Source organism: Paenirhizobium naphthalenivorans (genome assembly GCF_007992095.1).
In the GTDB taxonomy this organism is placed as follows: Bacteria; Pseudomonadota; Alphaproteobacteria; order Rhizobiales; family Rhizobiaceae; genus Allorhizobium; species Allorhizobium naphthalenivorans.
In genome coordinates this window covers 66,848-93,240 of record NZ_BJZP01000002.1, presented here as the reverse complement: position 1 = coordinate 93,240, position 26,393 = coordinate 66,848, and the positions used below count along the sequence as shown (strand labels likewise).

19 protein-coding genes are annotated in these 26,393 nt (G+C 61.6%); 7 read left to right on the top strand and 12 right to left on the bottom strand.

Going from position 1 to position 26,393, the window contains the following annotated elements; genetic code table 11:
* On the top strand, positions 1-513 hold the full coding sequence (locus RNA01_RS02295; protein WP_147178344.1) for a winged helix-turn-helix transcriptional regulator: 513 nt from the start codon (positions 1-3) through the stop codon (positions 511-513).
* A gap of 46 nt (positions 514-559) precedes the next feature.
* On the opposite strand, the gene RNA01_RS02290 is transcribed toward RNA01_RS02295, so the two are convergent.
* From RNA01_RS02290 to RNA01_RS02260, 7 genes are all read right to left on the bottom strand, one after another.
* The gene (locus RNA01_RS02290) at positions 560-1,855 is read right to left on the bottom strand and encodes an ABC transporter permease (protein ID WP_147178343.1); all 1,296 of its coding nucleotides are present in this window, start codon (positions 1,853-1,855) and stop codon (positions 560-562) included.
* Entirely contained in the window at positions 1,852-2,535 is a 684-nt protein-coding gene (locus tag RNA01_RS02285) for an ABC transporter ATP-binding protein (protein ID WP_147178342.1), read from the bottom strand. Before RNA01_RS02285 ends, RNA01_RS02290 begins: the two co-directional genes overlap by 4 nt.
* Positions 2,536-2,537: 2 nt before the next feature.
* Entirely contained in the window at positions 2,538-2,960 is a 423-nt protein-coding gene (locus tag RNA01_RS02280) for a hypothetical protein (RefSeq protein WP_371864042.1), read from the bottom strand.
* A 135-nt stretch (positions 2,961-3,095) separates the two neighbouring features.
* Positions 3,096-4,847, bottom strand: a complete 1,752-nt coding sequence (locus RNA01_RS02275) for an alkaline phosphatase (protein ID WP_147178340.1) — start codon at positions 4,845-4,847, stop codon at positions 3,096-3,098.
* Between the two features lie 139 nt (positions 4,848-4,986).
* Entirely contained in the window at positions 4,987-5,793 is an 807-nt protein-coding gene (locus RNA01_RS02270) for a TIGR02186 family protein (protein ID WP_147178339.1), read from the bottom strand.
* Complete coding sequence (locus RNA01_RS02265) at positions 5,793-6,710, bottom strand: sulfite exporter TauE/SafE family protein (RefSeq protein WP_147178338.1); 918 nt, start codon at positions 6,708-6,710, stop codon at positions 5,793-5,795. The genes RNA01_RS02270 and RNA01_RS02265 overlap by 1 nt, the downstream gene beginning before the upstream one ends.
* 210 nt (positions 6,711-6,920) lie before the next feature.
* Complete coding sequence (locus RNA01_RS02260) at positions 6,921-10,694, bottom strand: peptidoglycan-binding protein (protein ID WP_147178337.1); 3,774 nt, start codon at positions 10,692-10,694, stop codon at positions 6,921-6,923.
* A 409-nt stretch (positions 10,695-11,103) separates the two neighbouring features.
* On the opposite strand from RNA01_RS02260, the gene RNA01_RS02255 reads away from it, so the two are divergent.
* From RNA01_RS02255 to RNA01_RS02245, 3 genes are all read left to right on the top strand, one after another.
* A complete protein-coding gene (locus tag RNA01_RS02255) occupies positions 11,104-12,897 on the top strand; it encodes an acyl-CoA dehydrogenase C-terminal domain-containing protein (RefSeq protein ID WP_147178336.1) in 1,794 nt (597 codons plus the stop codon).
* A gap of 98 nt (positions 12,898-12,995) precedes the next feature.
* The gene (locus RNA01_RS02250; RefSeq protein ID WP_147178335.1) at positions 12,996-14,204 is read left to right on the top strand and encodes an acetyl-CoA C-acetyltransferase; all 1,209 of its coding nucleotides are present in this window, start codon (positions 12,996-12,998) and stop codon (positions 14,202-14,204) included.
* Positions 14,205-14,221: 17 nt separating this feature from the next.
* A complete protein-coding gene (locus tag RNA01_RS02245; RefSeq protein WP_147178334.1) occupies positions 14,222-16,435 on the top strand; it encodes a 3-hydroxyacyl-CoA dehydrogenase NAD-binding domain-containing protein in 2,214 nt (737 codons plus the stop codon).
* Positions 16,436-16,712: 277 nt separating this feature from the next.
* Here RNA01_RS02245 and RNA01_RS02240 read toward each other — a convergent pair whose 3' ends face one another.
* The 4 genes from RNA01_RS02240 to RNA01_RS02225 all read right to left on the bottom strand — a co-directional run bounded on the left by RNA01_RS02240 (position 16,713) and on the right by RNA01_RS02225 (position 20,719).
* Complete coding sequence (locus tag RNA01_RS02240; protein ID WP_147178333.1) at positions 16,713-17,699, bottom strand: O-methyltransferase; 987 nt, start codon at positions 17,697-17,699, stop codon at positions 16,713-16,715.
* Positions 17,692-19,131 (bottom strand): ATP-binding protein, encoded by a 1,440-nt coding sequence (locus tag RNA01_RS02235; RefSeq protein ID WP_147178332.1) that lies wholly within the window; start codon positions 19,129-19,131, stop codon positions 17,692-17,694. The genes RNA01_RS02240 and RNA01_RS02235 overlap by 8 nt, the downstream gene beginning before the upstream one ends.
* A 93-nt stretch (positions 19,132-19,224) precedes the next feature.
* Positions 19,225-19,623 (bottom strand): DNA mismatch endonuclease Vsr, encoded by a 399-nt coding sequence (locus tag RNA01_RS24400; protein ID WP_147178331.1) that lies wholly within the window; start codon positions 19,621-19,623, stop codon positions 19,225-19,227.
* 13 nt (positions 19,624-19,636) lie between these two features.
* Complete coding sequence (locus RNA01_RS02225; RefSeq protein WP_147178330.1) at positions 19,637-20,719, bottom strand: DNA cytosine methyltransferase; 1,083 nt, start codon at positions 20,717-20,719, stop codon at positions 19,637-19,639.
* 777 nt (positions 20,720-21,496) lie between these two features.
* On the opposite strand from RNA01_RS02225, the gene RNA01_RS02220 reads away from it, so the two are divergent.
* Complete coding sequence (locus tag RNA01_RS02220; protein ID WP_147178329.1) at positions 21,497-21,886, top strand: hypothetical protein; 390 nt, start codon at positions 21,497-21,499, stop codon at positions 21,884-21,886.
* A gap of 182 nt (positions 21,887-22,068) precedes the next feature.
* Here the strand turns inward: RNA01_RS02220 and RNA01_RS02215 are convergent, their stop codons facing one another.
* Positions 22,069-23,100, bottom strand: a complete 1,032-nt coding sequence (locus RNA01_RS02215; RefSeq protein ID WP_147178328.1) for a glycerophosphodiester phosphodiesterase family protein — start codon at positions 23,098-23,100, stop codon at positions 22,069-22,071.
* A gap of 253 nt (positions 23,101-23,353) precedes the next feature.
* On the opposite strand from RNA01_RS02215, the gene RNA01_RS02210 reads away from it, so the two are divergent.
* Positions 23,354-24,373: an MBL fold metallo-hydrolase gene (locus RNA01_RS02210; RefSeq protein ID WP_170253333.1), complete on the top strand. Its 1,020-nt coding sequence runs from the start codon at positions 23,354-23,356 to the stop codon at positions 24,371-24,373.
* 215 nt (positions 24,374-24,588) lie between these two features.
* Positions 24,589-26,295 carry a glycoside hydrolase family protein gene (locus RNA01_RS02205; protein ID WP_147178326.1) on the top strand — a complete coding sequence of 569 codons (1,707 nt, stop codon included), beginning with the start codon at positions 24,589-24,591 and terminating at the stop codon, positions 26,293-26,295.
* The last annotated feature ends 98 nt before the right edge of the window (positions 26,296-26,393 follow it).

The window sequence follows — 26,393 nt, the reverse complement described above, 5'->3', positions numbered from 1 at the left end:
ATGTCCGAACCCCACCGCTCGGGATGCCCGATCAATCTGACGCTCGAGGTTCTCGGCGATCGCTGGAGCCTGATCGTCATCCGCGACGTCATGTTCGGCAACCGCCGTCACTTCCGCGAGCTTTTGCAGAATTCCGAGGAGGGGATCGCCTCCAATATTCTCGCCGACCGCCTAAAAAAGCTGGTCGAGAGGGGACTGCTCAGCCGTGCCGACGATCCGAGCCACAAGCAGAAGGCTATCTACAGCCTGACCGACATGTCGATCGATCTTGTGCCGCTGTTCGCCGAAATGGGCGCCTGGGGCCGCAAATATCTCGACGTGTCAGAGGACCTGGCGATCCGCGCCGAACTTCTGGAACAAGGTGGGCGAGACCTCTGGCGGGATTTCATGGCCGAGCTCCGGGCACTCCATATCGGCACGCCCATGCCCGCCGGCACGCCGTCGGCGCTGGCCCTGCTGACCGCGGCCTATCTCGAGGTCAAGGCGAAGATGGAGAGGGCCGAACGGGCTTAGTCGCGGCGGAAGATCAGGCTCGCACCCCAGCCGATCCGGCCTATCCTCAGGCCCTCAAGGCCTGCGCCGGTGACTGGCGATAGGCGAGCAGGGCCGGCAGTGCCGAGAGAACTGCCGCGAAGACGACCATGCCGCCGATCTGCCAGAGATCCTGCCGGGCGAATTCGACCGGTAACGCGAAGCCGTTCTTGGTGGCGATAGTGCCGGAGATCCAGCGTGCTGCGAGAAAGCCGAGGCCCGTGCCGACGGCAATGCCTGCCGCGATCACCAGCATCAGTTCCGCCCAGACGATCAGCGAGACCGAGAGTCGCGGCGCGCCGAAGGCCCTGAGCGCGCCGATCTGCCGGCGCCGCTGGCCGATATGGATGACCGTCACCATCAGTAGTGCACAGGCTACCAGGATTTGAGCCCCGATTGCCACGGCAGACAGCACCAGCTTGGCATCGCCGAGCGTCGAATAGAGTTGGGTCAGGACCTCGCCGGGAAACACCCCGACCGTGTCGCCCTTGCGATAATCCTGCCGCAGCTTGTAGGCATCCCCGACGCTTCTCGGCTTTACCAGGATTGCCGGCAATCCCGGTGCGTTCGCGCTGAAGTCGTCGTCGATGGGCGCATCCGCGTCGATAGAGCCATGCTCGTGGCCCGTCTCGTCACGCGCGGCCACAACGGTCCCTGCCGCCTGCGGCGCATCGCGCTGAGCATCGTCGTGGTGTGCATCGGCCTCTTCATGTTCGTGCTCTTCCAGGCCGTGAATGTGCCAGACGGCCTGCACCGGAACGAGGATGGCGCGGTCCCATGCGGTGCCGGTCGCCTTCAGCTTGCCAGTCACCTTGTAGGCAAGTTCGGTATGGGTATGGCCGCCCTCGTCAGCGGTGCCATGCATCGGCTTCACCTCGTCGCCGAGCTTCAGCTTGACGCCCGAACCGACCACCGCTTCGCCTTCATGCGAAAACATTAGTCCCTCGGCAAAGCCGGGCGTTGTGTTCTCGATCAGCACGCGCGTCGTGCCGACGACCGGATACCCGGCGAAACTGTCGCCGAAGGCGACCGGTGCCGCCCAGGCGACGCGCGGATCTGCCAGAAGGTCAGCCAGCACCTTGCCGGAGGCAAGCGGCAAAGGTGCCGGTTGCAGGAAGACGGAGGAGAGCACCAGTTGCGTCTCGCTGCCGGCTGCCCCGATGACGAGGTCGAATTTGTCGGCGGCGCGAGCGCTTCCGAGGCGGAGCGCGCGTTCCTGCAGCGTCACAGTCATCACCAGCGCGGTCGATAGTGCGACCAGCAGACAGACCGTCAGCGAACCGGCCCACAGTCGGCGGAGATCGGAGAGGATGAAGCGGATCATGGCTGTACTCCGCTCGGACTGTCGGAAACGATGCGGCCCGCCGCCAGTGCCATGCGCCGGTCGAGACGCTCGATCAGATGCGGATCATGCGAGACGACGATCAGCGTGCTGTTTTCCTCTCGCGCTGCTGCGACGAGCAGGTCGCCGACGGCCGCGCCCGCCTCGCTGTCGAGACTGGCGGTTGGTTCGTCGGCGATCAGGATCGCCGGTTTGCGCAGCAGCGCCCGCGCCACGGCAACGCGCTGCATTTCTCCGCGCGACATGGTCTCGATCGACTGGTTGGGTCGGGCAAGGCCGAAGCGTTCGAGCAGGAAATGGCCGCGCTCGACCCGCTCGCGCGTGCCTGCGCCGGCAAGCCGAGCCGGCAGCAATACGTTTTCGATCGCCGAAAGGCCGGGGAAAAGATGGAAATCTTGCATAACCAGCCCTACGTGCTCGGCTCGCCAGCGGTCGCGGGCGCCTTCCGAAAGGCCGGCGAGATCCGTGCCATCCCACGCGATTTTGCCGCGGCGCAGCCGTTCCAGCCCGCTCAATAGATTGACGAGTGTGCTCTTTCCGGAGCCGGAGGCACCGGTGACGGCAATTCGCTCGCCATTTTCGATGTCGAGCCGGTCGATCGACAGCACCGGGGTCGGCAGGCCGGCGAAGCGGACTTCCACGGATTCCAGAGCAAGCGTCATGGTCAAACCACTTCGTAGGAGGCGTTGCGCAGCCTGAGCAGACTGACAAAACCGGTCTCCGGATCGGTCCAGGAGCCCATCTCAAGCGTCCCAGTCACTTCGATCTGCGAACTCGGCTGGACGAATGTCTGCTTTGCGTCGAGGTAGACCACGACGATATTGTCGGGCCAGTCGGAATCTGACGAGCAGAAAGGGCAAAGCGCCATTGGCACTTCGGTCAGGACGAAGAAGGCCGCCTCCGCCTTCAGCGGCGGCGCCATGAAGCCACGCATCGACACCGTTTGTCCGGTGAGCTGCTTCACTTTGTCGGAGAATTCCAGCCCGAGCACGCTGACCTTGCCGTAGAGTTCGTCGAAGGTCAGGACTGAGCCGGCCAGCGCATCGCCGCTGCCGCGCAGAAAAAAACTAGCCGCCAAGCCCGACATGAGGCTTCGGCGACTGACGAAAATGTCTTTCGGTATAGGTCTCATGAAAACCAGTCTCCGGTTGGCACGCGACTGCCGAGTGGCCGGTTGGAGAACCCGGGCGAAAAGCGCCCGGGTCCGATCCTTGAAATAGGCTTACTTGGTCTGTGTGGTGCCAAGAGCCATGACGTCGGCGAGAACCTTGTAGACGTCGCTTTCTTCCATGTAGCCCTTGAAGCCTTCGGCGCCTGGGCCGGCAGCCTGCAACACGACGTCATCGACCGTGTGCTGGCCAGTCGATTCGTCCTTCGGCAGGTTGCCTTCGACGAACATCGCGCCCGGCAGGTCCTTGTACTTCTCGTTGGCGACATATTCGCCCTTCTCGTTCTTGATGGCGGGCTCGTAGGGGCCGTCCATCTTCGGCGAGAAGGTCTCATAGTGGTCCGGATAGTTCGAGACGAACAGCGCGAGGCGACGATCGGCATCGATCTTGTCCGGGTAGCCGTCCTTGTCTGCGTCGGTGTAGGTCGGGAACCCGGCGGCCGAACTGACCTTCACGCTGTCGCGACCAACCTCACCCTTGGAGTTGTCGATCATGCCGAGCAGCGAGACACCGTGGGTGTGGTCGCCAGTGACGACGATCATCGTGTCCGGATGGGACTTCTGGAACTCGCGGGCAGCGGCGATCGCCTCGTCGAACTCGATGGTGTCGACGACGGCGCGCTCCATGTCGAGCGGATGGCTCATCTTGTCGATCGAAGCGCCTTCGACCACCAGAAAGAAACCGTCCTGGTTCTTGGAGAGCTCGTTGAGCGCGACATTGGTCATGTCGACCAGACCCGGCTGGTCAGGGAACTTGCTGACCGTGCCCTGCTTGAGGAAACTGCGGTCCAGTTTCGTGTCCATGTTGCCGGTGTGGAAAAGGCCGAGGATTTTGCCGGTGTTGGTGCCGGCAGCGGCGTCAAGCTCGGTCTTGGAGGTCGCGAGCGCGTAGCCGGCTTCCTGGAACAGCTTGATGTAGTCCTTGTCGTCCTTGCGCTTGGAGCCAGGAATATCCTTCGACAGGAAGTAGGCCGAGCCGCCGCCGAGAACAACTTCCGGCTTTACGTCAAGGATCATGCCGACGATATCGGCCTTGTCGTCACGCTTGCGCGTGTGGGCAACAACCGCTGCAGGGGTGGCGTCTTCGATTTCGGCGGTGGAAACGACGCCGATCGACTTCTTCGTTTGACGACGCAGCGCCTCGGCGATGGTCTCGACCTTCGGGTCGTCCTGGGTCGGCGGAGTACGGTCGGCATAGACGCCGAGCGCGTTGATTGCGGTCTTGTGACCGGTCATATAGGCCGACATCGTGTTGGCCGAGTCCGTGTCGATCGAATTGGTGGCCGAGGTGCCGATGAAGGCCATGCGGTCGAGATCGTCCATGGCAAGGCGCCCGTTGGCCTTACCTTCGGTCATCCCCTTGGACATGATGCGGGCGGCGGTGCGATGCGCGACCGAAAGGCCGTCGCCGAGGAAGAAGATCACATTCTTGGCGACCGGCGTGGACGGCGTGTTGTAGACGTCCCAGGTGACCGACTTCTTCTCGTCGCCAGCGGCGACTTCGACCGTGTAGGAACCTTCCGCCAGCGAAACGCCGCGCAGGATCAGGGCTGAACCAAGGACCTTGTCCTCCTTGCCCTTCTCCTCTGCGACGAATTCGGCCTCGGCGCCCAGCACCGACTTGTAATCCTGGCCGTTGACGGTGATCTTCACGTCTTCCGGCTTGACGACCGTTTCCAGTTCGACCTTGAAGTCGAACGGCGAGCCCGAGAGAATGGTGGCGCGGTCGAGCGGGTAAATGGTTGCGGCGTTGACGCTGGAAATGAGAGCCGTCGAGGCAATCAGTGTTGCAATGAGGGTGCGCATGGACTGTCTCCAAAAGGGTAAATGGAATGCGCTCACCCTCTAGACCCGCCGCATGACGGGTGCGTGACAGACGCGTGACATTTCGCCCACATGCCGCGCTGGTCGCCGTCCCCCCCGAGCTGTTTGGAGATTGTCCGGGTCAATCCCGCCGGAACATCAGGCTCGCGACCCAGCCGGTGATTAGTGCCAGCAGGACCGCAAACAGGCCGTAGGTCAGCGGGCTCTCGTGGGCGGCCCTGGAGATCGAGTCCTCAAGCCCGGTCTTGATCACTCTGAGTGGCAGCTTCTGCTCGGCGATGAAATCGCCGGTCTTGAACAGGTAGGCATGCACGACATGCACCCCGTCGGGAATGTTGGCGGGAAGCCTGAGCGTTGCCTTGAACAGGCTGGGACTGACGAACCGCACGCCGGCATCCTCGCCCTGGTAAAGGCCGCCGGTCTGCTTCAGACGCCGGAATGCCTCGCGGAAATCCTTCAGATTGGCGGCATTGCTCAGGTACCCGGTCGGGGTCAGCGCCAGGTGGTCGACGCCGATGCCGAGTTCGGTCAGCGTTTGCGGCTTGGCGATCTGTGAAAGCACCCGCGTGCTCGCCAGCGAATAGGAGGTCGGCATGCTCTCGAAGGTCATCGAGGTGCGGTTGACCCAGATGCCGAACAAACGGTCCTTGCGGCGTACCGTGGTATCGTCGCGCGGACCTTCCAGCGCCACCACCACGTCGTATTGGCCGATGGCGAGCAGTAGCGCGTCGCTGTTGGTGACGGATCCGAAGATGGTGAGGTCGGCGCCGCGAAAATCAGAGGTGATGGCGATTTCACTGGTCGAGGTGCCGATTTCCAGCCCCTCCTTGCCGGTCATGTCGTTCGCCAGAGGCACCTGTGCCTGTGCAAGGCCGGCCAGGAGAAGCGCCGTCACCATCGAGCTGGCATAGAGGAGGCCGCGCATCATCAGCCTCCGATCGCGATCGAGAAGAGGTCGTCTGGCGTGATCACCAGCTCGACCGCCAGTCTGAGACCAACGGCCAGAACCAGAAGGCCGAGCAGAGCCCGCAATTGCTCACCGCGCAGCTTTTGGCCGACCCGAACGCCATATTGTGCGCCGATAACACCGGCCAGCATCAGGATGAAGGCCAGCACGATGTCGACCGAATAGTTGGTCGCGGCCTGGACGATGGTTGTGTAGGCGGTTGTAAAGATGATCTGGAACAGCGAGGTACCGACGACGACGTTGGTCGGGATGCGCAGCAGGTAGATCATCGCCGGCACCATGATGAAGCCGCCGCCCACGCCCATCACCGATGTCAGGATGCCGATGGCGAACCCGAGCGCGATTATCGGCAGGACGCTGAGATAGATCTTCGATTTCTTGAACCGCATCTTGAACGGCAGGCGATGCACCCAGTTGTGCTGCCCCGGTCGTTTGAGGTTCGCGGGCTCGTTCCTCGCCGCGCGTCGCATGGCATTCAGGCTTTCCATCAGCATCAGGGCGCCGACGGTTCCGAGAAAGACGACGTAGAGCAGCGAGATCACCAGGTCGAGCTGCCCCTGTCGCCTCAGCCAGGAAAAGATCAGGACACCGATCGACGCACCGGCCAGACCGCCGGCGAGAAGGACGAGACCCAGCTTGATGTCGAGCGTGCCGCGGCGGAAGTGCGTGATTGCGCCGGAAACTGAGGAGGCGACCACCTGGTTCGCCCCGGTGGCCACTGCCACGACCGGCGGGATATTGTAGAACATCAGCAGCGGCGTGATGAGAAAGCCGCCGCCGACGCCAAACATGCCTGATAGAAAACCGACGGCCGCGCCCATCCCTAAAACGATAAAGATGTTCACCGACAATTCTGCGATCGGCAGGTAGATCGTCACGCTCGGACCTCAAATGCGCCGGCCCGCCGGAGCGGGTTCTAATAGGTGGTCAAATCGGGGGTGCCGCCTGTGTTCGGCAGAAAGCGAAACAGGCTCAAGCCCTTGAATGGACTTGACCTATGTCATCTCTTTCTTGCGCCCGCAGACTGGACGAGTCAATTCTGGAGCCTGCCATACGCTGGCTTTTTTCCATTTTTATGACGTCTGGCGTCATTTGTTACGCGCCAGAAGCTCATTGACCAGCTCGTCCGTCACCTGGCCGGTGGCTTCGTGACCGATCGAGGTCTGGAAGGCCTTGATCGCCGAGACAGTCTTCGCTCCCATCACGCCATCCGGAGTACCGGCCTCGAAGCCATTCCTGTTCAGGATGGCCTGAATGTTCCGGATCGCCTTTTTCATGTCGACGCTTGCGGTCTTGAGTCCTTTGCCGACCCATTCGTCCGGTACGTTGGCCGAATTGGCATCGACGTTGAGGGGCTTCGCCTTCCACAGGTCGACCTCGGCGCGCGCGCGCTCGAGCTGGTCCGGCTTCATCGCATTCGCCACTTCGTCGCGCTTTTGTGTCGCGTCCTTGTCACCGTTCTTGGCGACGATCGCGAACCACTTGTAGGAGCCTTCAAGGTCCTGTGGCACGCCGTTACCGCGGGCGTAGAGGATGGCGAGGTTGAACTGACTGTCGGAAACACCCAGCTCGGCGGCCTTGCCGAACCATTCAGCCGCCTTGGCGTAATCCTGCGCACCGTCGCCGCCGGAGGCGTAGAGAACAGCGAGATTGTGCATGGCGCTCGCATTGCCGGCAGTCGCGGCCTTGATGTAAAGCGCCATGGCCGTCGCGATGTCGCGCGGAACGCCGGTGCCTTTTTCATAAAGATTGGCGAGGCGATACTGGGCGAGGGCAAATCCCTTGTCGGCCGCCAGCTTGTACCACTTGGCCGCTTCGGCGAAATCGCCCGGCACGCCGCGACCATCGGTATAGCGCGAACCAATCTCGAAGAGGGCCAGTGGATCACCCTGCTTGGCGGCCAACACCAGCGACGGCGGTGTAATTTCAGCCGGCACGACGATCTCGGCAGGGCCGGTCGGCGAGACGGTAGCTTCACTGTCGGCTGCGGCCACGGCAGGAGTCTCACTCTTCGCTGTCGCACTCGGCGCGATTGCGAAACCGTCAGTCTGTTGCGTCGTCTGGTTGGAGCCGGCGGGTTCCAGGTGCCCCGGATCACCGGCATCAAGCGGCGCCCGCTCGACAAGTGCGGCGGCGGGTGCCGACGCAGAGCCGGCGTTCTGGCGGTTGATCTCTGACGCATCGGCGTCCGCCGTCTGCGTCGTGGGGTCCGGCGCCCTTGCGAGGGTAACGTCGTTGGCGGCATCTTCCTGGTCGCCAGTGGGAGCAAGGCTGCGCTCTGCCGGCTTCGACGCTTCGATAGCAGCCGGTGATTTTTCGCCGCGGCTCAGCGTGTTGACGAGCGGCATTGCCATGGCGGCAAGCAGGATCGCACCGACCGCCATGAAGATTGGACGGCGATAGCGGGCGAAGGCGGAGGCCTTCTCGCTTGCGTCCACCGGCCCGGCAGAGACGGTTCTCGGCGTCTGCTCCATCTCCAGCGCGGCAGCCTGTGCGGCGCGGCGTGCGGCCGCGATATAATCGGACCGGTCGCCGTTGTTTGAGGATGTGCCCGTGTCGGCACGCTGGCTGGCTTGGCTCGCCCTGACGCGCTCCAGGATCTTGCGAACGTCCGGCGCGCCGGAGCCCGGCTCAAGCAGCTCGTTGGCCTCTTCCGGCGGCAGGACATCGGTGGCGTCGATGGAGGGAGCCTGGTCGATATGGCGGCGACCGCTGACGGCTTGTTCGTCCTTTTTCTGACCGGGCAGCAGGCGCTTGCCGAGGCCGGCGAGCAGGCCCGGTTTTTCGGTCTTCTTCTCTGCGCGGGGGCTCTCGATCGCCGGCGCGGCGGTCGCAAGCGTGTCGGCCTGCGCGCGCACGGCGGCGTGCTCGTTCAACAGAGGAGGCTCCACCATCGGCGAAACTGGTTCTGCGACGACCTCGCGGGCCGACTGCGTTATCGGACGCGTTGGAGCGGGATTTTCCGGCGCTGCCGGCGGTTGAGCGCTTTCGCCGAGCTGGTCAAGCCGCCCGGCGATCTGCACCAGCGTGTCATGCAAGGCCTCGAAGGTGCGGTGGGTGCGTTCTTCCGAGTTGCGACTGAAGTCCTCGAGATGACGCAGATGGTCCGACAGGGCGGAGAAGGCTGCGACATCCGCGGTGTTCGTACCCTGTGAAGGAGCATGTCGAGCATAGCTTTCCATGACCGTCTCGGCCGCCTGGCGCGCTGCTTCGATGATATACTCATCGCTGGTCGCCATATAATCTTCGAGTGCCGAAATGCGGCCGGCGAACTGATTGCCGGAATCGGGGGCCGCGCTGGGGGTGCCGATCAATGCAGAGAGATGTGCAATCTGTTCCTCGAGGTTGCGCAGACTGGAATGGTCGCCAGCCGGGGCGACGCTTGTCTCCTCGATCCGGTCGACGACTGCATTGAGCCGTTCTTCAAAATGGCGAAGCACGCTGTCGTCGATGCGTCCCGGCATGGGTTCCGCGACATCGATCTCCTCGATGCGGCGTGCCAGCGCGTCCAACCTGTCGGCCAGCCGGTCGTTGACTGCGCCTTGGTCCAGCGCGTCGATCTTGCGGGAAATGTCGGCAAGATAGCTTGTCAGTTCCGGCTGCGGCACAGGATTTTGTGCCCGTTCCAGCAGTTGCTGGAGATGATCCAGTCGTTCTTCCAGTCGGCCGGCTGCCTGTTCGGCGGTCAGTTCCTCAATGCGCGCGGCAAGCGATTCGATCCGATCGCCAAGGTGTTCACCCGGATCTTCATCCGCATACGGCTGCTCCGCCAGCAGTTCGATCTGCCGGGCCAGGCCGCCGATGCGGTCCTCGATGCGCTGGAAACTGGTATTGTCGGGGCTGCTGGCGGCCAGGCGGCTGCCGGCGGCAATCGCGCGGGTGATCTCGTCGAGGCGCATGTCGATGCCGGCGAACTGCTCCTGCATCATCCGCTCGTTCGGATCGATATGGGCGCCGATATGTTCGAGTGCGGCGGCGAGCGTGACCAGCTTGTCCTCGAGCGCGTGGATGGCGCGATTGTCGCCCATCTCTCCAAGGTGGGCCTTGATATCGTCGAGCCTGTCGGCGAGCCGCACGAGTTCGTCGCGCAGCGCTTCCGGATCGACGTTATCCAGCCGCTCTTCGATCTGCTCCCATCGGCTTTCCATGTGGCGTACCGAATCTTCGCGCGCCAGGCCGTCCATCAGGGAACGCAGTTCCTCGAATTCGGTGCGCAGGCCGTCGGCGCCCGGCGCCTTGGCCTCACCTAGATGGTGAATGCTGTCGGCGAGACGGGCGATGTCCTCGCGCAAGTCCTCCGATGGGCGATGCTGTTCGGCAAGGCTGCGGATGCCGCGCATCTCGGTGCGCAGGCCGCTGATCTCGCGTGCCAGGCCCTCGGAAATGTCCTGCTTCAGTTCCTGGCGAAGGCCCAGCAGGGCCTGGGTGATCTCGCGCGTGATCGTTTCCGCCTGGGCTGCGGCTGGCGCTTGCGGCGCGGCGGCGCGTGGCTGCGGCGCGGTGGCGTGGGGCTCGGAGCGTTCGGCGATCCGGTCGGAAATGCGATCTGCAAGGCGACTGGTGCTGCGCGCCGGCGAGGCCGGCCGCTCCACAGGCCGCGAGCGGCTTTCCTCGAGGAGGCGCTGGCGTTGGCGAATCTCGGCAAGGGGATCGGTGCGCTGATCGCGCTCGGATCGTGAAAGGCGCTCCTCGACGCGCTCACGCACTCCTTCGCGTCTGGGCTCTTCCGGCAGCAGGCGCGGCCGCGCCGTCGTTCCCATGAGGCCTTCGATGCGTGCCTCCAGGCCCTCGATCGTGCGGTTCAGCGCATCGAGCGACGAGGCGCCGCCGGGGCGGGAAGGAGTGGATCGCGATCCGTTCATGGTCTTGCTCGCTTCGATTCTGGTCGTCCCGGACCGGATGTCGCGGGTAGTGTAAGGCTCGGTGACGACCGTCCAGACGGGCCTGCCCGGAACGCAGATTGCGCAAGAGCGTGGCCGGGAAAACCGGACGCCGCCGCGACGCAATACGGACCATCACCTTGTCACCGCAACAATTCACGAAACGTGGTAAACAAGCCGTTAACCGGACTGAAAAAACTTTTAACGTTTTCTGAAATAACATGAAGCTGGACGAGCCGTGGATGTGGTCGGGGAGGGAGGTCCTCGATGACGGCGCATAAAAAAATCCTTGGCCGCGCGGATATTGACGTTTACGCAAACGTCAATATTTTGTATATACCTGAACCCATCCGGACCCCGTCCGGCATCCAGTCTCGGAGGAAGATGATCAATGCCTGTCTACAAGGCCCCGGTAAACGATACCCTTTTCATTCTGAACGACGTGCTCGGTCTCGACCGCTATCATAATTTGCCCGGTTTCGAGGATGCGACCCCGGACATGATCGAGGCGATCGTCGGCGAAGCCGCCAAGCTGGCCGAGGAACAGCTCTTCCCGCTCAACCTGTCGGGAGACCAGGAAGGTTGCAAGCGCAACGACGATGCGACCGTCACAGTGCCGAAGGGCTTCAAGGAGGCCTATGACGCCTATTGCCAGGGCGGCTGGATCGGTCTCGCCGTACCACAGGAGTTCGGCGGCCAGGGCCTGCCCTACACGCTGCACGCCGCCGTCGGCGAATACATGTCGTCCGCCAACATGGCGTTGATGATGTATCCGGGCCTGACCCAGGGCGCGATCGCCGCCATTCTGGTGCACGGTTCGGACGCGCAGAAGCAGACCTATCTGCCGAAGATGGTCGAGGGCACCTGGTCCGGCACCATGAACCTGACCGAACCCCATTGCGGCACCGACCTCGGCCTGCTGCGCACGAAGGCCGTTCCGCAGGCCGATGGATCCTACAAGATTTCCGGCCAGAAGATCTTCATCTCGGCCGGCGAACACGGCATGACCGACAACATCATTCATCTGGTGATCGCCCGCATCGAGGGCGCTCCGGAGGGCACCAAGGGCATTTCGCTCTTCATCGTTCCGAAGTTCATGGTCAACGAAGACGGTTCGGTCGGTGCGCGCAACACCGTTTCCTGCGGCGCGATCGAGCACAAGATGGGCATTCACGGCAACTCGACCTGCGTGATGAATTATGACGAGGCGACAGGCTATTTGCTCGGCGCCGAAAACAAGGGCCTTGCCGCCATGTTCGTCATGATGAACGAGGCGCGCCTCGGCGTCGGTCTCCAGGGCCTGTCGATCGCCGAAGTCGCCTACCAGAACGCCGTGAACTATGCGCGCGAGCGCATCCAGGGCCGCTCGCTGTCGGGCGTCAAGGCGCCGGACAAGAAGGCCGATCCGATCATCGTCCACCCGGACATTCGTCGTGCGCTCTTGACCATCAAGTCCTTCACCGAAGCCGGCCGCGCCTTCACGCTATGGACGGCGCTGAAATCCGACATCGCCCATCGTTCGGGTGATGCGACCGAAAAGCAGACGGCCGACGATCTGCTGGGTCTGGCGACCCCGATCCTCAAGGGTGTGCTGACTGACAAGGGCTTCGACCACGCCGTCATGGCCCAGCAGGTCTTCGGTGGCCACGGCTACATCGAAGAGCATGGCATGAGCCAGTATGTCCGCGATGCCCGCATCGCGATGATCTACGAAGGTGCCAACGGCATCCAGGCGCTCGACCTCGTCGGCCGCAAGCTCGGCATGAACGGCGGTCGCGCCGTCATGGCGATGTTCAAGGAAATCGGCGATTTCTGCGAGGAGAACCGTGGTGACGAAAACCTGGCCTTCTTCACAAAGTCGCTGAAGAAGGGGCTGAACGACCTCCAGGCCTCGACCATGTGGTTCATGCAGAATGCCATGGCCAAGCCCGACAATGCCGGCGCCGGTTCGACCGACTATATGCACCTCTTCGGCCTCGTCGTGCTTGGCTACATGTGGGCGAAGATGGCCAAGGCCGCCAACGAAAACCTGGCCGCCGGCACCGGCGACGCCGACTACTTCAAGAACAAGCTGCTGACTGGCCGCTTCTTCATGGAGAAGATCATGCCGGAGACCGCGCTGCGCAAGGTGCGTATCGAGTCTGGCGCCGACAGCCTGATGGAAATGGCCGCCGAGGCATTCTGATTTTTCAGTCGAGGGGGCGTTCAGCCCCCTCGCGCATATTCCATATTTATTTTCCAGCGGCGACCGTGAGGCTGAAGCCGTAAGAAGGGAGAGAGAGAATGACCGACGTATTCATCTACGACCACGTGCGCACTCCGCGCGGCCGTGGCAAGAAGGACGGATCGCTGCACGAGGTGCCAACGCCCCGCCTGGCCGCCAAGGTGCTCGAAGCGCTGCGTGACCGCAACGGCCTCGACACCTCCACCGTCGACGACATCATCTTCGGCTGCGTCGACCCGGTCATGGAAGCCGGCGCCGTCATCCCCAAGGCCGCCGCCTTCGAGGCTGGCTATGCCTTCTCCGCGCCTGGCATCCAGATCTCGCGCTTCTGCGCCTCCGGCCTCGACGCCATCAACTTCGCCGCCGGCAAGGTCATGGCCGGCTCCGATGACATCGTCGTCGCGGGCGGGGTGGAGTGCATGTCGCGCATCGGCATGGGCATGTCCGGCGGTGCCTGGTACATGGATCCCTCGGTCAACTTCCCGTCCTATTTCATGCCGCAGGGTGTGTCGGCCGACCTGATCGCCACCAAATACGGCTTCACCCGTGACGACGTCGACGCCTATGCCGTCGAGAGCCAGAAGCGCTCCGCCGCCTCCTGGGAAAAGGGCCATTTCGCCAAGTCGGTCATTCCGGTGAAGGACCAGAACGGCCTGACCATCCTCGATCGCGACGAGCACATGCGCCCCGGCACCGACATGCAGTCGCTGGCAGGCCTCAACCCGTCGTTCCAGATGCCGGGTGAAATGGGCGGCTTCGAGGCCGTCGGCATCCAGGCCCATCCGGAAATCGAGAAGATCCGTTACGTTCACCACGCCGGCAATTCCTCGGGCATCGTCGATGGCGCCGCCGCTGTGCTGGTCGGCTCCAAGGCCGGCGGCGAGAGCATGGGCATCAAGCCGCGCGCCCGCATCCGTGCCTTCACCAACATCGGCTCCGATCCGGCGCTGATGCTGACCGGCCCGGTCGACGTCACGGAAAAGCTGCTGAAGCGTTCCGGCATGAAGATCTCCGACATCGACCTGTTCGAGCTGAACGAGGCGTTTGCCGCCGTCGTCCTGCGCTTCATGCAGCATTTCAACGTCAGCCACGACATCATGAACGTCGCCGGCGGCGCGATTGCCATGGGTCATCCGCTCGGTGCCACCGGCGCCATGATCCTCGGCACCGTGCTCGACGAGCTGGAACGCCGCGATCTCAACACCGCCCTCGTCACGCTGTGCATCGGCGCCGGCATGGGCACCGCCACCATCATCGAACGCGTCTGATTTCGGGAGGAAGAACAATGACCTACAAGAACTTCACCGTAGAGACCGACGCTGACGGCATTGCGCTGGTCACCTGGAATATGCCCGACAAGTCGATGAACGTCTTCACTCTCGAGGTGATGGACGAGATCGAGAAGATCGTCGACCAGACCGTCGCTGACGAAGCCGTCAAGGGTGTCGTCTTCACCTCCGGCAAGTCGACCTTCTCCGGTGGCGCCGATCTCACCATGATCAAGGGCATGTTCTCGATGATCGACGAGGAGAAGGCCCGCGATCCGGACAATGCCATCAAGAAGCTGTTCGACGCCGCCGGCCGCATGTCCTGGCTGTGGCGCAAGATCGAGACCAACGGCAAGCCCTGGGTTGCCGCGATCAACGGCACCTGCATGGGCGGCGCCTTCGAGCTGTCGCTCTCCTGCCACGGCCGCGTCGCCTCCAATGCCAAGTCGGTCAAGATGGCCCTGCCGGAAGTCAAGGTCGGTATCTTCCCCGGCGCCGGCGGCACCCAGCGCGTTTCGCGCCTTGCCGGCACGCAGGACGCTCTGCAGATGATGACCACCGGCCAGTCGCTGACCGCCTCGCGCGCCAAGGCGATGAACCTCGTGCATCAGGTGGTCGAGCCCGACCAGCTGATCCCGGCCGCCAAGCAGATGATCAAGGACGGCCTCAAGCCCGTCGCTCCCTGGGACGAAAAGGGTTTCAAGGTCCCCGGCGGTGGCATCTGGACCCCGGCCGCGGCCCAGCTCTGGCCGGCCGCTTCCGCCATCCTGCGCCGCGAGACCGCCGGCAATTATCCAGCCGCACTCGCCATCCTGAAAAGCGTCTATGAAGGCCTGCAGGTTCCCTTCGAGACCGGCCTTCGCATTGAACAGCGCTATTTCACCGAGATCGTCCAGACCACCGAAGCCTTCTCGATGATCCGCTCGCTGTTCGTTTCCATGCAGGAGCTCGGCAAGGGCGCCCGTCGCCCGGCAGGCGTGCCGAAGTCCGAGTTCAACAAGGTCGGCGTCGTCGGCGCCGGTTTCATGGGTGCCTCGATCGCCTATGTGACGGCCGCTGCCGGCATCCCGGTCGTGCTGATCGACCGTGACATCGAAGCTGCCACCAAGGGCAAGACCCATTCCGAAAGTCTGGTCGCCGGCGCCGTCGGCAAGGGCAAAATGTCCAGGGAAGAAGGCGAAAAGCTGCTCTCCCTCATCACGCCCTCGGCCGACTACGCCTCGCTCTCCGATGCCGACCTCGTCGTCGAGGCCGTGTTCGAGGACCGCGACGTCAAGAAGGCCGTCATCGAGGCGGTCGAAGCCGTGCTCCCGGAAGGCTCGATCTTCGCCTCCAACACCTCGACCCTGCCGATCACAGGCCTTGCCAAGAACTCCAAGCGTCCGGCCCAGTTCATCGGCGTGCATTTCTTCTCGCCGGTCGAGAAGATGATGCTGACGGAAGTGATCCTCGGCAAGGAAACCGGCGACAAGGCGATCGCGGTCGCCCTCGACTATGTCGCCGCGATCCGCAAGACCCCGATCGTCGTCAACGACACGCGCGGCTTCTATGTCAACCGCTGCGTCTTCCGTTATATCAACGAAGCCTATGACATGCTGATCGAAGGCGTGCCGGCGGTGATGATCGAGAATGCCGCCAAGATGGCTGGCATGCCGGTCGGCCCGCTGTCGCTCAACGACGAGGTCGCCGTCGATCTTTCCCAGAAGATCATGAAGGCCTCGATCGCCGATCTCGGCGAAGCCGCCGTCGTTCCGGGCCATATGACCCTGATCAACAAGATGGTCGACGAGCTCGACCGTCGCGGCCGCAAGAACGGCAAGGGCTTCTATGAATATCCAGCCAAGCCCGCCAAAAAATTCCTCTGGCCGGGTCTGAAGGATCTCTTCGCCCAGAAGAAGGCCGACGACGTCGACGTGAAGGTGATCCAGCAGCGCCTGCTCGTCACCATCGCGCTTGAGGCGGCCCGCACCATGGAAGAAGGCATCGTCACCGATCCGCGCGAAGCCGACGTCGGCTCCATCCTCGGCTTCGGCTTTGCCCCCTACACCGGCGGCACGCTGTCCTACATCGACGGCATAGGCGTCAGGACCTTCGTGGAACTCTGCGAGAAACTGGCCGCTGCCTACGGCGACCACTTCAAGCCGACCCCGTTGCTGAAGGAAATGGCCGAAAAGGGCGAAACCTTCTACGGCCGGTTCAATCCCTACGCGGAAAGCGCAAAGGCGGCGTAAGGCGTCAGGTGCCCTTCTCCCCGCAAGCGGGGGAGGTGCCCAAATGGCGGATGAGGGGGCGAGCGTAAGCTCTCATTTGCGAGACATAGCCGGCATCTGGCCCAGCGTCAGGTGCCGGTTTTTTTTGAAGGCAGGGGTCACGTCTCGCTGGACAAGGGGTATAGATACCCCCTCGTAAAAATTCGCCGGTTTCAAAATTTGACTTTGATTTCCAGTAGCCCAAGCAATGGAGCTGGGATAGGAACGTCAGTACATCAACCAAAAGCTCTATGGTGCTTCACAACTCCACGCGGGAGAAGTGTGGGAAGAACCGGTAGAAACGCTTGAATGACTGATATGGGTCTTCGCCCATGTCTGACTTAGGCAGCTTAAACCCTAGCTTCTCCTGAGGATTTTCACATGACTCCATGGTCAGTCGCTCAAGCGTAGACAGGGCTGGCATATCCACGACGAGCGGCACGTCTGGTGTTGAGCTATACTCCCATTTCTCAAGCAAAGGCTCGATTGACATATCGTTCTTGGGAGCGACCACGATAGTTGCAGTCACCATTGGCTGCCCGTCAGCGTAATGCGTCGCAAGCACCCAAGCGGCCCGCCTGTCTGTAAAGTTGAGAACCTCCTTCTCAACAGCGATGTGTAACGTCTTTAGTAGGCTATTTCCGTAGCGCTTGCGCGTCATATCCTCAGGTTTAAGGTCGCTCGGAAATAATGTTCCCAAGCGCTCACGCAACCGATCAAGACGCCACTCTTGTAACGTTTTCTGAGTTGACGACTTAACACCAGCCAATTGCACGGCAATCTCTCCGGCTTCCGGCTTTCCTAAGCTTTCTGGGTTGGCATTCAGGGTGATACGCAAAATGCTATTGAGCGGCACTTCAACAACGGTCCTGGCAAATCTCTCGATTTGTTCAGTCACATCCAGCGGAACGGTATAGTCAAACCAAATGATAACTGGCTTATCAAAGTCAGTTTCGTCGATGTAATCTTCGAGCGTACTGTGAACGCATTCGATACGATCAATAGGACGGTTGAAATTTTGCCTTAGATGGACACTCTCTTCCATCTCAACACTGACCAGATCGTTAATGCCCAGCCGCGCATGCAAGAGGCGAAAGTCTTCGAGGAAAGGCCCACCTAAACCAACGTAGCGGTAGTCTTCCAATTCCATGGATGGCGCAAGACGAGAAAGCAGGCCAAGAAACAGCTCGCGGTCAACGGCTTTGTTTGGCCTCAATCGATAAGGCAGAGAGGCACCCTTACTCATTGCCGCCCTCTTCGCTGGCATCTGCATTTTGCAGAGCGAGTTCGAAGCACTTGTCCCCCACAACCCCAGGCGCTTCGTCAGGGGTATCAAAGAGAGCCTTTGACACCAACCGGATCTCCTCAATGGGCCGTGAGAATACAACCCGCCGCGAAGAGGGCTTCAGCGTCTCAGGCTTCGGGATAACCCCCTTCTTCTGTGGGTTGTATTCAATGTGCCCGTCAGCCTTCTTCGCTGTGGCTCGCTCGGCCACCACATCGACAGTCCCCTTCAATGGCATAGGGATAGCGCCCTTCCAGAACTTTGTCTGATCGGATCTAGGATGGTTCTTCCAATTATTGGTGTAGCTGATCCAGATGCGCATTCCCTCTTTCATCTTTACGAGGGCCTGAAGCCAAACGTCTGAAGACGTATCGAGGGCGCGCTTTGTTGTTGTCACCGGCAGCTTTTCAGCATGTTTGGATCTGAACTCTACGATGCCTGTCAAGATAGAGAACTGGTAGTGATAAAGGGGGATACCATCGCCCCAACCAGTGAGACGGCTCTTATCACCAACAATGACAGCTCGATCGTTACAGAACACCGTCCAACCTGCTGTAGATACAGATCTGTCGCGTTCAAAATCTTGTCCGTCATCCTCGTCCGAAGCCAAACCCCGCCCAGTGTTGAGACCTACAGCGATTGATACGACAACATCATCAATCGTTTTCTGAAACACGAACGGTGCGGGTCCATCCTTATCCGTCGAAACCAGTAGCTCAACATGCACAGCTTCCACCTCTGTACCGTTGACTTCGACCTTAAGGCCTCGCTGTAGAAACAACGTGAAGTGCTCAGCAATCGAGATACGCAGTTCGTTGAGGAACCCATCGTTCATGAAATGACGTGAGACACCCGCATACAGGGTTGTAACGCTGACCTTCGTCCCCGGCTCGTTCAAGCGATCGGCCCCGGTCATATCTAGGATGGGCAGGGGCTCCCAACCTTTGTCATCCAACCAGTCAGACGTGATCGGCACCTCAAACGCATCCTCAAGATGGCGTGTGTTCACCTTTGCGGAACGCCCCATTTTGAAGATCGCGCGCTTCATCCCAACGCCGTACATACCGATTGTCTCGGTATCGGTATCGCGCTTATCATCGGGCTCACGCCCCATTTTGAACGCGTAGTTCTTTGCTACGTCCCGAGGAATGCCGCCACAGTTGTCTTCAATCTGGAAACTGTCTTTGCTCAGCGTGATTTTTACGAAGTGGCGGGAGTAGTCTACATCACCACCGTTTGCGAGCCGCAGCGCTCCGTCTAGGCAGTTATCAAGCAAATCGAGAATGGCATCTGCCAAAGTAATGTCGCGTGTTAGCATCGACACGAAGAACTGCTTCGTGGGAATTGCCACCGCAGCTTCGGTTATCGCGTTATCAGTTACATTCTCGTCCATTCTACCCCATCCAAACACAATTCAAAAAAGAAATTTTACTCGCCACAACTTAAGCAATTGTAGGCAAGTTTGTCAGCCTGTTAGACATTCAGCTCAGTGTCCATCTCGCCGCATGGCTTCTCTTCGCAAGCGTACAATATCGGCAATCTTGTCAGCGGCCTCTTGAGGGTTCTCGTGTTCCCAGACCCTCAACACAGTCCAGCCAATGCTTGCCAGACGTTGATCGGTGTCCGCATCTCTGGCACGATTTGCTTCTATTTTGGCTCGCCAGAAATCCGCGTTGTTCTTGGGCCACGAGCCATGGATTGGGCACCCATGCCAGAAACATCCATCTACAAATACGGCCACCTGGATCCTCGGAAACACGACGTCAGCTACTCGCCTCGGCTTGCTCAGTAGTGGCACATGCAGCGAATATCGGAGCCCTCTAGAATGCAAGGCTTTCCGCAAATTGAGTTCTGCTGTAGTCCCTTTTTGCCTGACTCTTGCCATACGCAGCCCTACCTCAGGCGACGCGGGAATGACGTTCTTCAGTTGTAGCCTCCTCGACAGAACCAAACACACAGTCCAAATGCGACCTGATACTTTTACCGATAACCTCGCCAAGAGTTACAGGCACAGCATTACCGATCATTCGTCCTAGGCCCTTGAAGCCCACCGGTTGCCCTTTCGGGACGAACGAATAAGTCTGTGGGAAGCCCTGCAAGATTGCACCTTCGCGAAGTGACAAAGCACGATCTTGTTCCGGATGGCCAAATCTTCCGTTTCCGAAGCCGAAGAATTGTGTCGTCAACGTAGGTGATGGCGTATCCCAGACCATTCGCCCGTACACACCCGGAAACGTCCTTCCAGTATCGCGCCTGTGGCATGCAGCAACAAGATGCTCGGGCCAATCCCGCCAAGTTCCTCCTGGCCGGGAAGCCCGTATTCTTTCCAAATTCAATTCCGAAAGCCGAGAAGCTGTATGAAGCAGATCAATCTCGCTGCTTGCCCCATGCTCGATTTCCGGAAGGGCGCCGATTGCTTCTCTTACTGTTGTCGCACGAGAATGCGTTGGGGCAACGATTGCAATAGGCTCGTATTTCGACGCCAGTAGCACCATACGCTTCCTGCTCTGAGGCAGACCGTAGTGGGTGCAATCGATGATCTGCTGGCTAATGTGGTATCCGAGCTCTTGTAATGCCTCGACGAAATGCGAAAAGACGCTGTGCTTCGCAACCGACGGGACGTTCTCCATGGTAACCAGCTCAGGACGCGTGTCCCTAATCAATCTGCTAAAATGATACAGCAGGCCCCACCGAGGAGTACCAGCGGTCTCGTAGCGATGCGAATATGTGGAAAAGGGCTGACAGGGCGCACAACCTGCAAGTATGCGTACGTCCGCATCACCAAAAAGACCACCTACAAACTCGGAGCTTAGTTTGGAGACATCACCATTGATGAAAGTCGCCTCATTGTTCGCCTCGAAGGGGTGCCGACAGGCTTCCTCAACATCAATGCCCGCAACGACGTTCACGCCCTCTAGTTTTAGCCCGTGAGTCAATCCACCTGCACCGCAGAACAGGTCAATGCATGCGATCTCGCTCATAGTTTCACATTCATTTCAGGCATGCGTTTCCACATAGCGGTAGACTCGCGACATATTAATAGTTGCATCTTATTCAACTGGACCTTGAAGGCAAGGAGGGCGATGCAGCGGATGCCAGCAACGTCCTAGGACAGCCTACCAGTTCAACCGTTTCGAAGCCATTGCCGTCCTTGAACAGTCTTCGGCTCTATGCGAAGAAGGCACACAAAAGGGGGACATCGTGTCCCCCTAGCCATCCCTGAAAGCCGGTTTCTAAGGCTTTTGAGCGATGGTGGGCGCTCCCTCCGCGACCACCATTCTGCAAAAAAATAAAAAAAATTTCCCCACCCGAATCATAACGATCCCAATCCCTTAGCCAAAAAACACCCCTTGTTTTCCCCGCCCGTATCCTTTGCGGCTACAATCTGCGTTGCCTCCGTCGCCGGATGTTGCGCGAGACGTTGCGGGACAGGCGGGGGCCGGTGCTTCGGGTTCGGGTTGTAACGTGCAGCCGGGGCCGGAGAGGCGGTTGGCGGGGCGGGCCTTTGGTCCGCGCCTCAAGCTCCCCCCGGGCGCAAGTCCGGTTTGGGTCGTCCATGGAGGGCCGGGCGCAAGTCTGGCCGCAGCGGAGCGAGCATGCCGTCTGATGGGGTGAAAGCCCCTGAGAACGCCGAAGGCCACGCAAAGGCGGTGCCTTGTTATTCACTAGAGCGGTACCGCCTTTGCGTGGGCCCTCCGATCTGACGAAAAACCCGGGTGCCGCAGGCAGGCCGGGCGGCAACGCTATGGAGACAGGGCATGGCCGGACGCAAGACCAGAAAGAAGCGCCGCAAGGCGCGCGTGGTGCCGACGGTCAACGGCCTGCCGTCGGATGCGTGGAAGGCCTATCTGGACGGCGGCGGGTGCGATCACCTGCCGCTCGAAGACGCGCCGGGGCAGATCCGCGCGGACTTCCTGCGCTGGACCTGGCTGTCCGTCGGCGCCAGCCTGTTCGGCTATTGGCGCGATTGCCCCTTTCCCGTCTGCCGCCGCCACCGGAAATGCCTGGCCGAATACTGGCCGAAGGACGAGCCCAGCCTGACCGAGCTCGTGCGCCCGCCATGCTGCCATGGCCAGGAAAACAAATACCAGCGCTTGATCACCTGGATGCACAAGCATCTGCCCGAAGAAGAGGACGACGCGGTGTGACGCACGCGGGCATGGCGGCGGATGCCGCAGGTGCGCCAAGGCGCAAGGCCGGTCATGCCGAAGGCCAGTGTTGCCGGGGAAGTGATGCCGGGGCAGGCCACGCCCGATGCCGGCGAGGCCCATGCCGGGGAGGGAGAGGGCGGAGAGAGGACGGGGGGATTTCCCCGCAGATGGACGGCGTTTCAGCTCCCGGCGCCATAGCCGCGGCGATAGCCGTTGCGGGCCAGCCAGTCGATCACCGCCTTGGGCTCGTCGGTCTGGATGATGGTCGCGCCGCGATCGATCCAGAAGCCGTAGACCGCCTGCGGATCGCCGCCGGCAAAGGCCAGCCCGTCGCCGCGCCCGCCGGCGACCATGCCCTCGGGTCGATCGGTGATCTGATAGGTGTTGATCCACATGTGGAAATTGCCGCGCACGGCCGCCGCCCGCGACTGGGCCGAGAAAAGCGGCCCGCCGGCCCCGGTCAACGGCTCGGAGGCCTGCCGGTGCCAGTGGATCATTTCGGCCGCACTCGGGCCAAAGGCCCTGGCTACCTTGTCGACGAAACCGGCATCGCGCACCGCGTCGTCGGCCAGGATCGGCATGAAGGCGACGTCCGGGCCGATCCGGTCGAGCACGGTCCGCGCCCGCGCCAGCCGCTCGTCGTTCCAGATCGGCGTCTTGATCAGAATGCCGTCCGCCATGCCAAGCCCGCGCGCGGTCGCAACGATCTCGACCAGGTCCTCCGGCTCGAGCTTGTTGTCGATATTGACGAGAATCCGGCCCTTCGCATGGGACAGCATGTCGACCAGCGTCGGCACCGGCTCGTCGGTGACGATCCCCGTGCCCTCGACGACAAGCCGGCAGGCCTTGAGCGCGTCGAGCATGAAATCGGCGACCGCACCCCGGCAGGTCGTCGTCCGCTCCAGCGTCGCGTCATGCATCACCACCAGCGCGCCGTCTCTGGTGCGGCGCACGTCGAGTTCGACCATCTCCACCCCGATCGCCGCGGCATGATCGATCGCCGCCTTCGAGTTTTCCGCCCGCACCTCCTGGCCGCCTTCCTTCCATCCGGCCCGATGCGCCACCACCATGACATGGTCGCGCCACCGGTTGGCGTCCATCAGCCGCGCGCGGACCAGCCCGGCATGGTCGGCTTGGGGGATAGAGGCGTCGGAGGGCAGGAGGGGGAAGAGAGCGAAAAACGCGGCAAGGATCGGGGCGGTCAGGCGCATGGTGGTTCCTGGTCGGTAGGTTTCCTTCGACCGCGATAGATCCGTGTCATCACAGGCTGATGAACAAATGGTGACGGATCCATGAAGGCGACAGGCCCGCCGCAACGTGTTGGCGCTTGCAAACCGCCCGGCGATCCGGCTCAATGGGGCGGGACCGGACTTGGCTTGCGGGGGCGACATGAGACAGTGGGGGAAGCGTGCCGTCGGCGCGCGATGCGCCACCGGCAGGCAGCACCGCCCGGCGTCCCTCGCGATGCGCCTTCTGCCATGCCTCTTGCCGCGTTTCCTCGCCGCCGGCCTGCTCGCCGTGATGCTGTCGGCCTGCCATGGCACAGCCTCCAGCGAAGGCGATCCCCCCGGTCTCCTGCCGCCGGGCCTGCGTTCCGCCGGTCTGGCGCTTCACCATCTGGGCATAGCGACTGGCCTCTATGTCCGCCGCGCCGAAGCCGCCGAAGGCCTGGTGCTCGACCGGAAACAGGCGCTGGCGGGCCTGCACACCCGTGGGGACACCGTCACCTGGCTTGGTCATTCGACCGTGCTGCTGCGGTTCGGCGGCGTTGCGATCCTGACCGACCCCGTTTTCCCTGTCGGTTTCTCGCTGACAAGTCCCCTGCCGCACCGCCACGCCGCCCCGCCGATTGGACTGGACGACCTGCCGCCGATCGACATCGTCGTCATCTCCCACGGTGATTACGACCACCTGCATACGCCGTCGCTGAAGGCGCTGGCCAAGCGGTTTCCGAAAGCGCGGATAGTTCTTCCGGACGGGCTGGAACGCTATGGACAGGATGCCGGTTTCGCCAGTGTGGAACACCCGGTGATCGGTGCGACGCTTGTCGCCGGCCGGGCGCGGATCACCGCGCTCCCCGCCGTGCACGGCACGCGCCGCAACCTTCTCGCCAAGCTCGACGGTGACGCTTATTCCTGGGACATCCGCGTCGCTGGTCGCGCTGCACTCTTTGTTGGCGACAGCGCCTATGGCCCCGTCTTCAACGAGATCGGCCGGACGCATGGCCCCTATGATCTGGCGCTGGTGCCGATCGGTGCCTTCGAGCCCTTGCCGCTGGTGGCCGACATGCACTCGACACCGGAACATGCCGCCGATATCCTGCGCGACGTGCATGCCTCCGTCGGCATTGGGATTCACTGGGGTACGTTTGCCCTGTCGCCCGAGCCGCTGCGCGCACCGGCCGAACGCTTTCTGGCCGCAACTCACGGGCAGGCGCGGGCGTCTGTTCTCCGGATCGGCGAGACCTTGCGGCTTGGCATGTAAATGGGAACCAGATCGGAGACCGGAGCGTTAGCCAGATAGTCCCCTCAAACGGAGGCAAACCGATGTTCCCGATCTCGGCTTTGCGCGCCCTCAAGAACCCGCAAGTGGACCCGCGCGCGACCTGGCTGCGGGGATCATCAAGATCCAGCGAGAGGGCATATCCCGATGAAGCAGCGTGTCGCTGATTTCCAGAGCAAATAGGAGCGTCATTGACCATGGACAGCAATTCGACTGCGGAGCCTGCGACGCTCAAGGTCATTCCCGCCGATCTTCCGGTGAACGCAACACTGCATCTTTGGCTGAAGGCGGTTGAGCCGGGCACGGCCGGTTCCGTTTCGCTCCACAGTGATGGCGGCAAGTTCGGCGAGGTGCATGCGGTCAATGCCGAGGAGAATTCCTTCCGCATCTATCATGTGTTCGGCGGTGGCCACCTCGAACTTCGCTATGACACGGCAGTCACCTCCGTCTCGGTCGCCTACTGGTTCACGCCGGCCGATGTGTTGGAAACGGGGATCACAGTCCTTCATACCAATCCGGTCAACGCTGCGCCGGACCTGCCGGCCTCCTATCATTTCCGCCCGCCCTTCGGTTGGATGAACGATCCGAATGGTTTCGGCCGTTTCGGCGGACGGCCCCATTTGTTTTATCAGCATTATTCCCATGGTCGGATGTGGAACAACATGCATTGGGGCCATGCGGTTTCGTCTGATTACTTGCGCTGGCGGCATCTGCCGGTCTTTCTCTTCCCCTCGGAAGATCTCTCTGCCCGTCCCGATAAACGCGGCGGCGCCTTCTCCGGCTCGGCCATCCCTTTGCCCAGCGGACCGGGTATCCGGGTCTTCTTCACCGACAAGGTGAGCGGGCGTCAGCCTGAACAGGAGATCCAGATGTCGGCGGTTTCCGCCGATCTCTTCACCGCCGGCGAGGCGACGGTAATCCTGCCGCACCGTCCGCAAGATGAGGGACTGACGCTCGATTTTCGCGACCCTTACGTTTTCAAGGGGCCGGACGGCCGGTGGAAAATGTTGCTCGGCAGTCAGAGCGACGAGGGTGGGGTGATCCTGCTCTACGAGACGGAGGACCCGCAGGCGGCCGGCGGCTGGACCTATGTCGGCAAGCTCTTGATCGAGACCCGCCACCGGACAACAGCGATCGAGTGCCCGTGTCTGCTGCCGCTTGATGGCGAAACGACGGACCCTGCGGCCCGCTGGGCGCTGATCTACGGCTTGATGAACAGTACAGACGAGCGAACGGGACGTCGCAACCTGACGATGGTGGAAGTCGGCTGGTTTGACGGTCGGAGCTTTTCCCGGGAGTTTAGCCGCGAGCTCGATTTCATCACCGACAACTATGCCTTCCAGGCCTTTGTCGATGGAGCCATACCGGTCGGCATCGGCTGGCTCGGCAATTGGGCCGATACCGGCCCCGCGGTTGATTTCCCCTCGGCCATGACCTTGCCACGCACACTGAAGCTCGAGGACGGGCAATTGTTGACCCCGCCGATCGGTGCGGCCGAAAGCCTGAGGAGCCATATTCTCGACCGCACCCGATTGGCGAAGGGTGAAGTGGTCACGTTCTTGAACGGGGCGGTGGAAATACTGTTCGATCTGAATGAACCGGGCCTGGCGTTCGATCTGACGCTCGAACATCCACATGTCGCTCTCGGCTTGGTCCAGGACGAAACGGGACTCTGGTTGCGTTATGGCAGTCCCGACCGGGCATCGCCTCGCTATATCGTGGAAGGCGCACAAGTGCAGCGCCTGCGCATCTTCCTCGATTATGGATCAATCGAAGTTTTCGCCGACGGTGGCCGGATCGCGGGAACCAAGCGCGTGGATGGCTTCGAGCCGGTCAGCTCGGCACGCCTGTCGGCTTCTCCCGACGCCATCCGCCATGCGACAATCTGGGCATTGCGCCTCTGAATGGCGAACCTGTTCCACCCTGACGCTTGCGGGACCGGTGCGGGTGATCCTGAGGGCGCCCAAACGGAGTTCGCGTGGGTTTTGCCCTTGGCGCCATC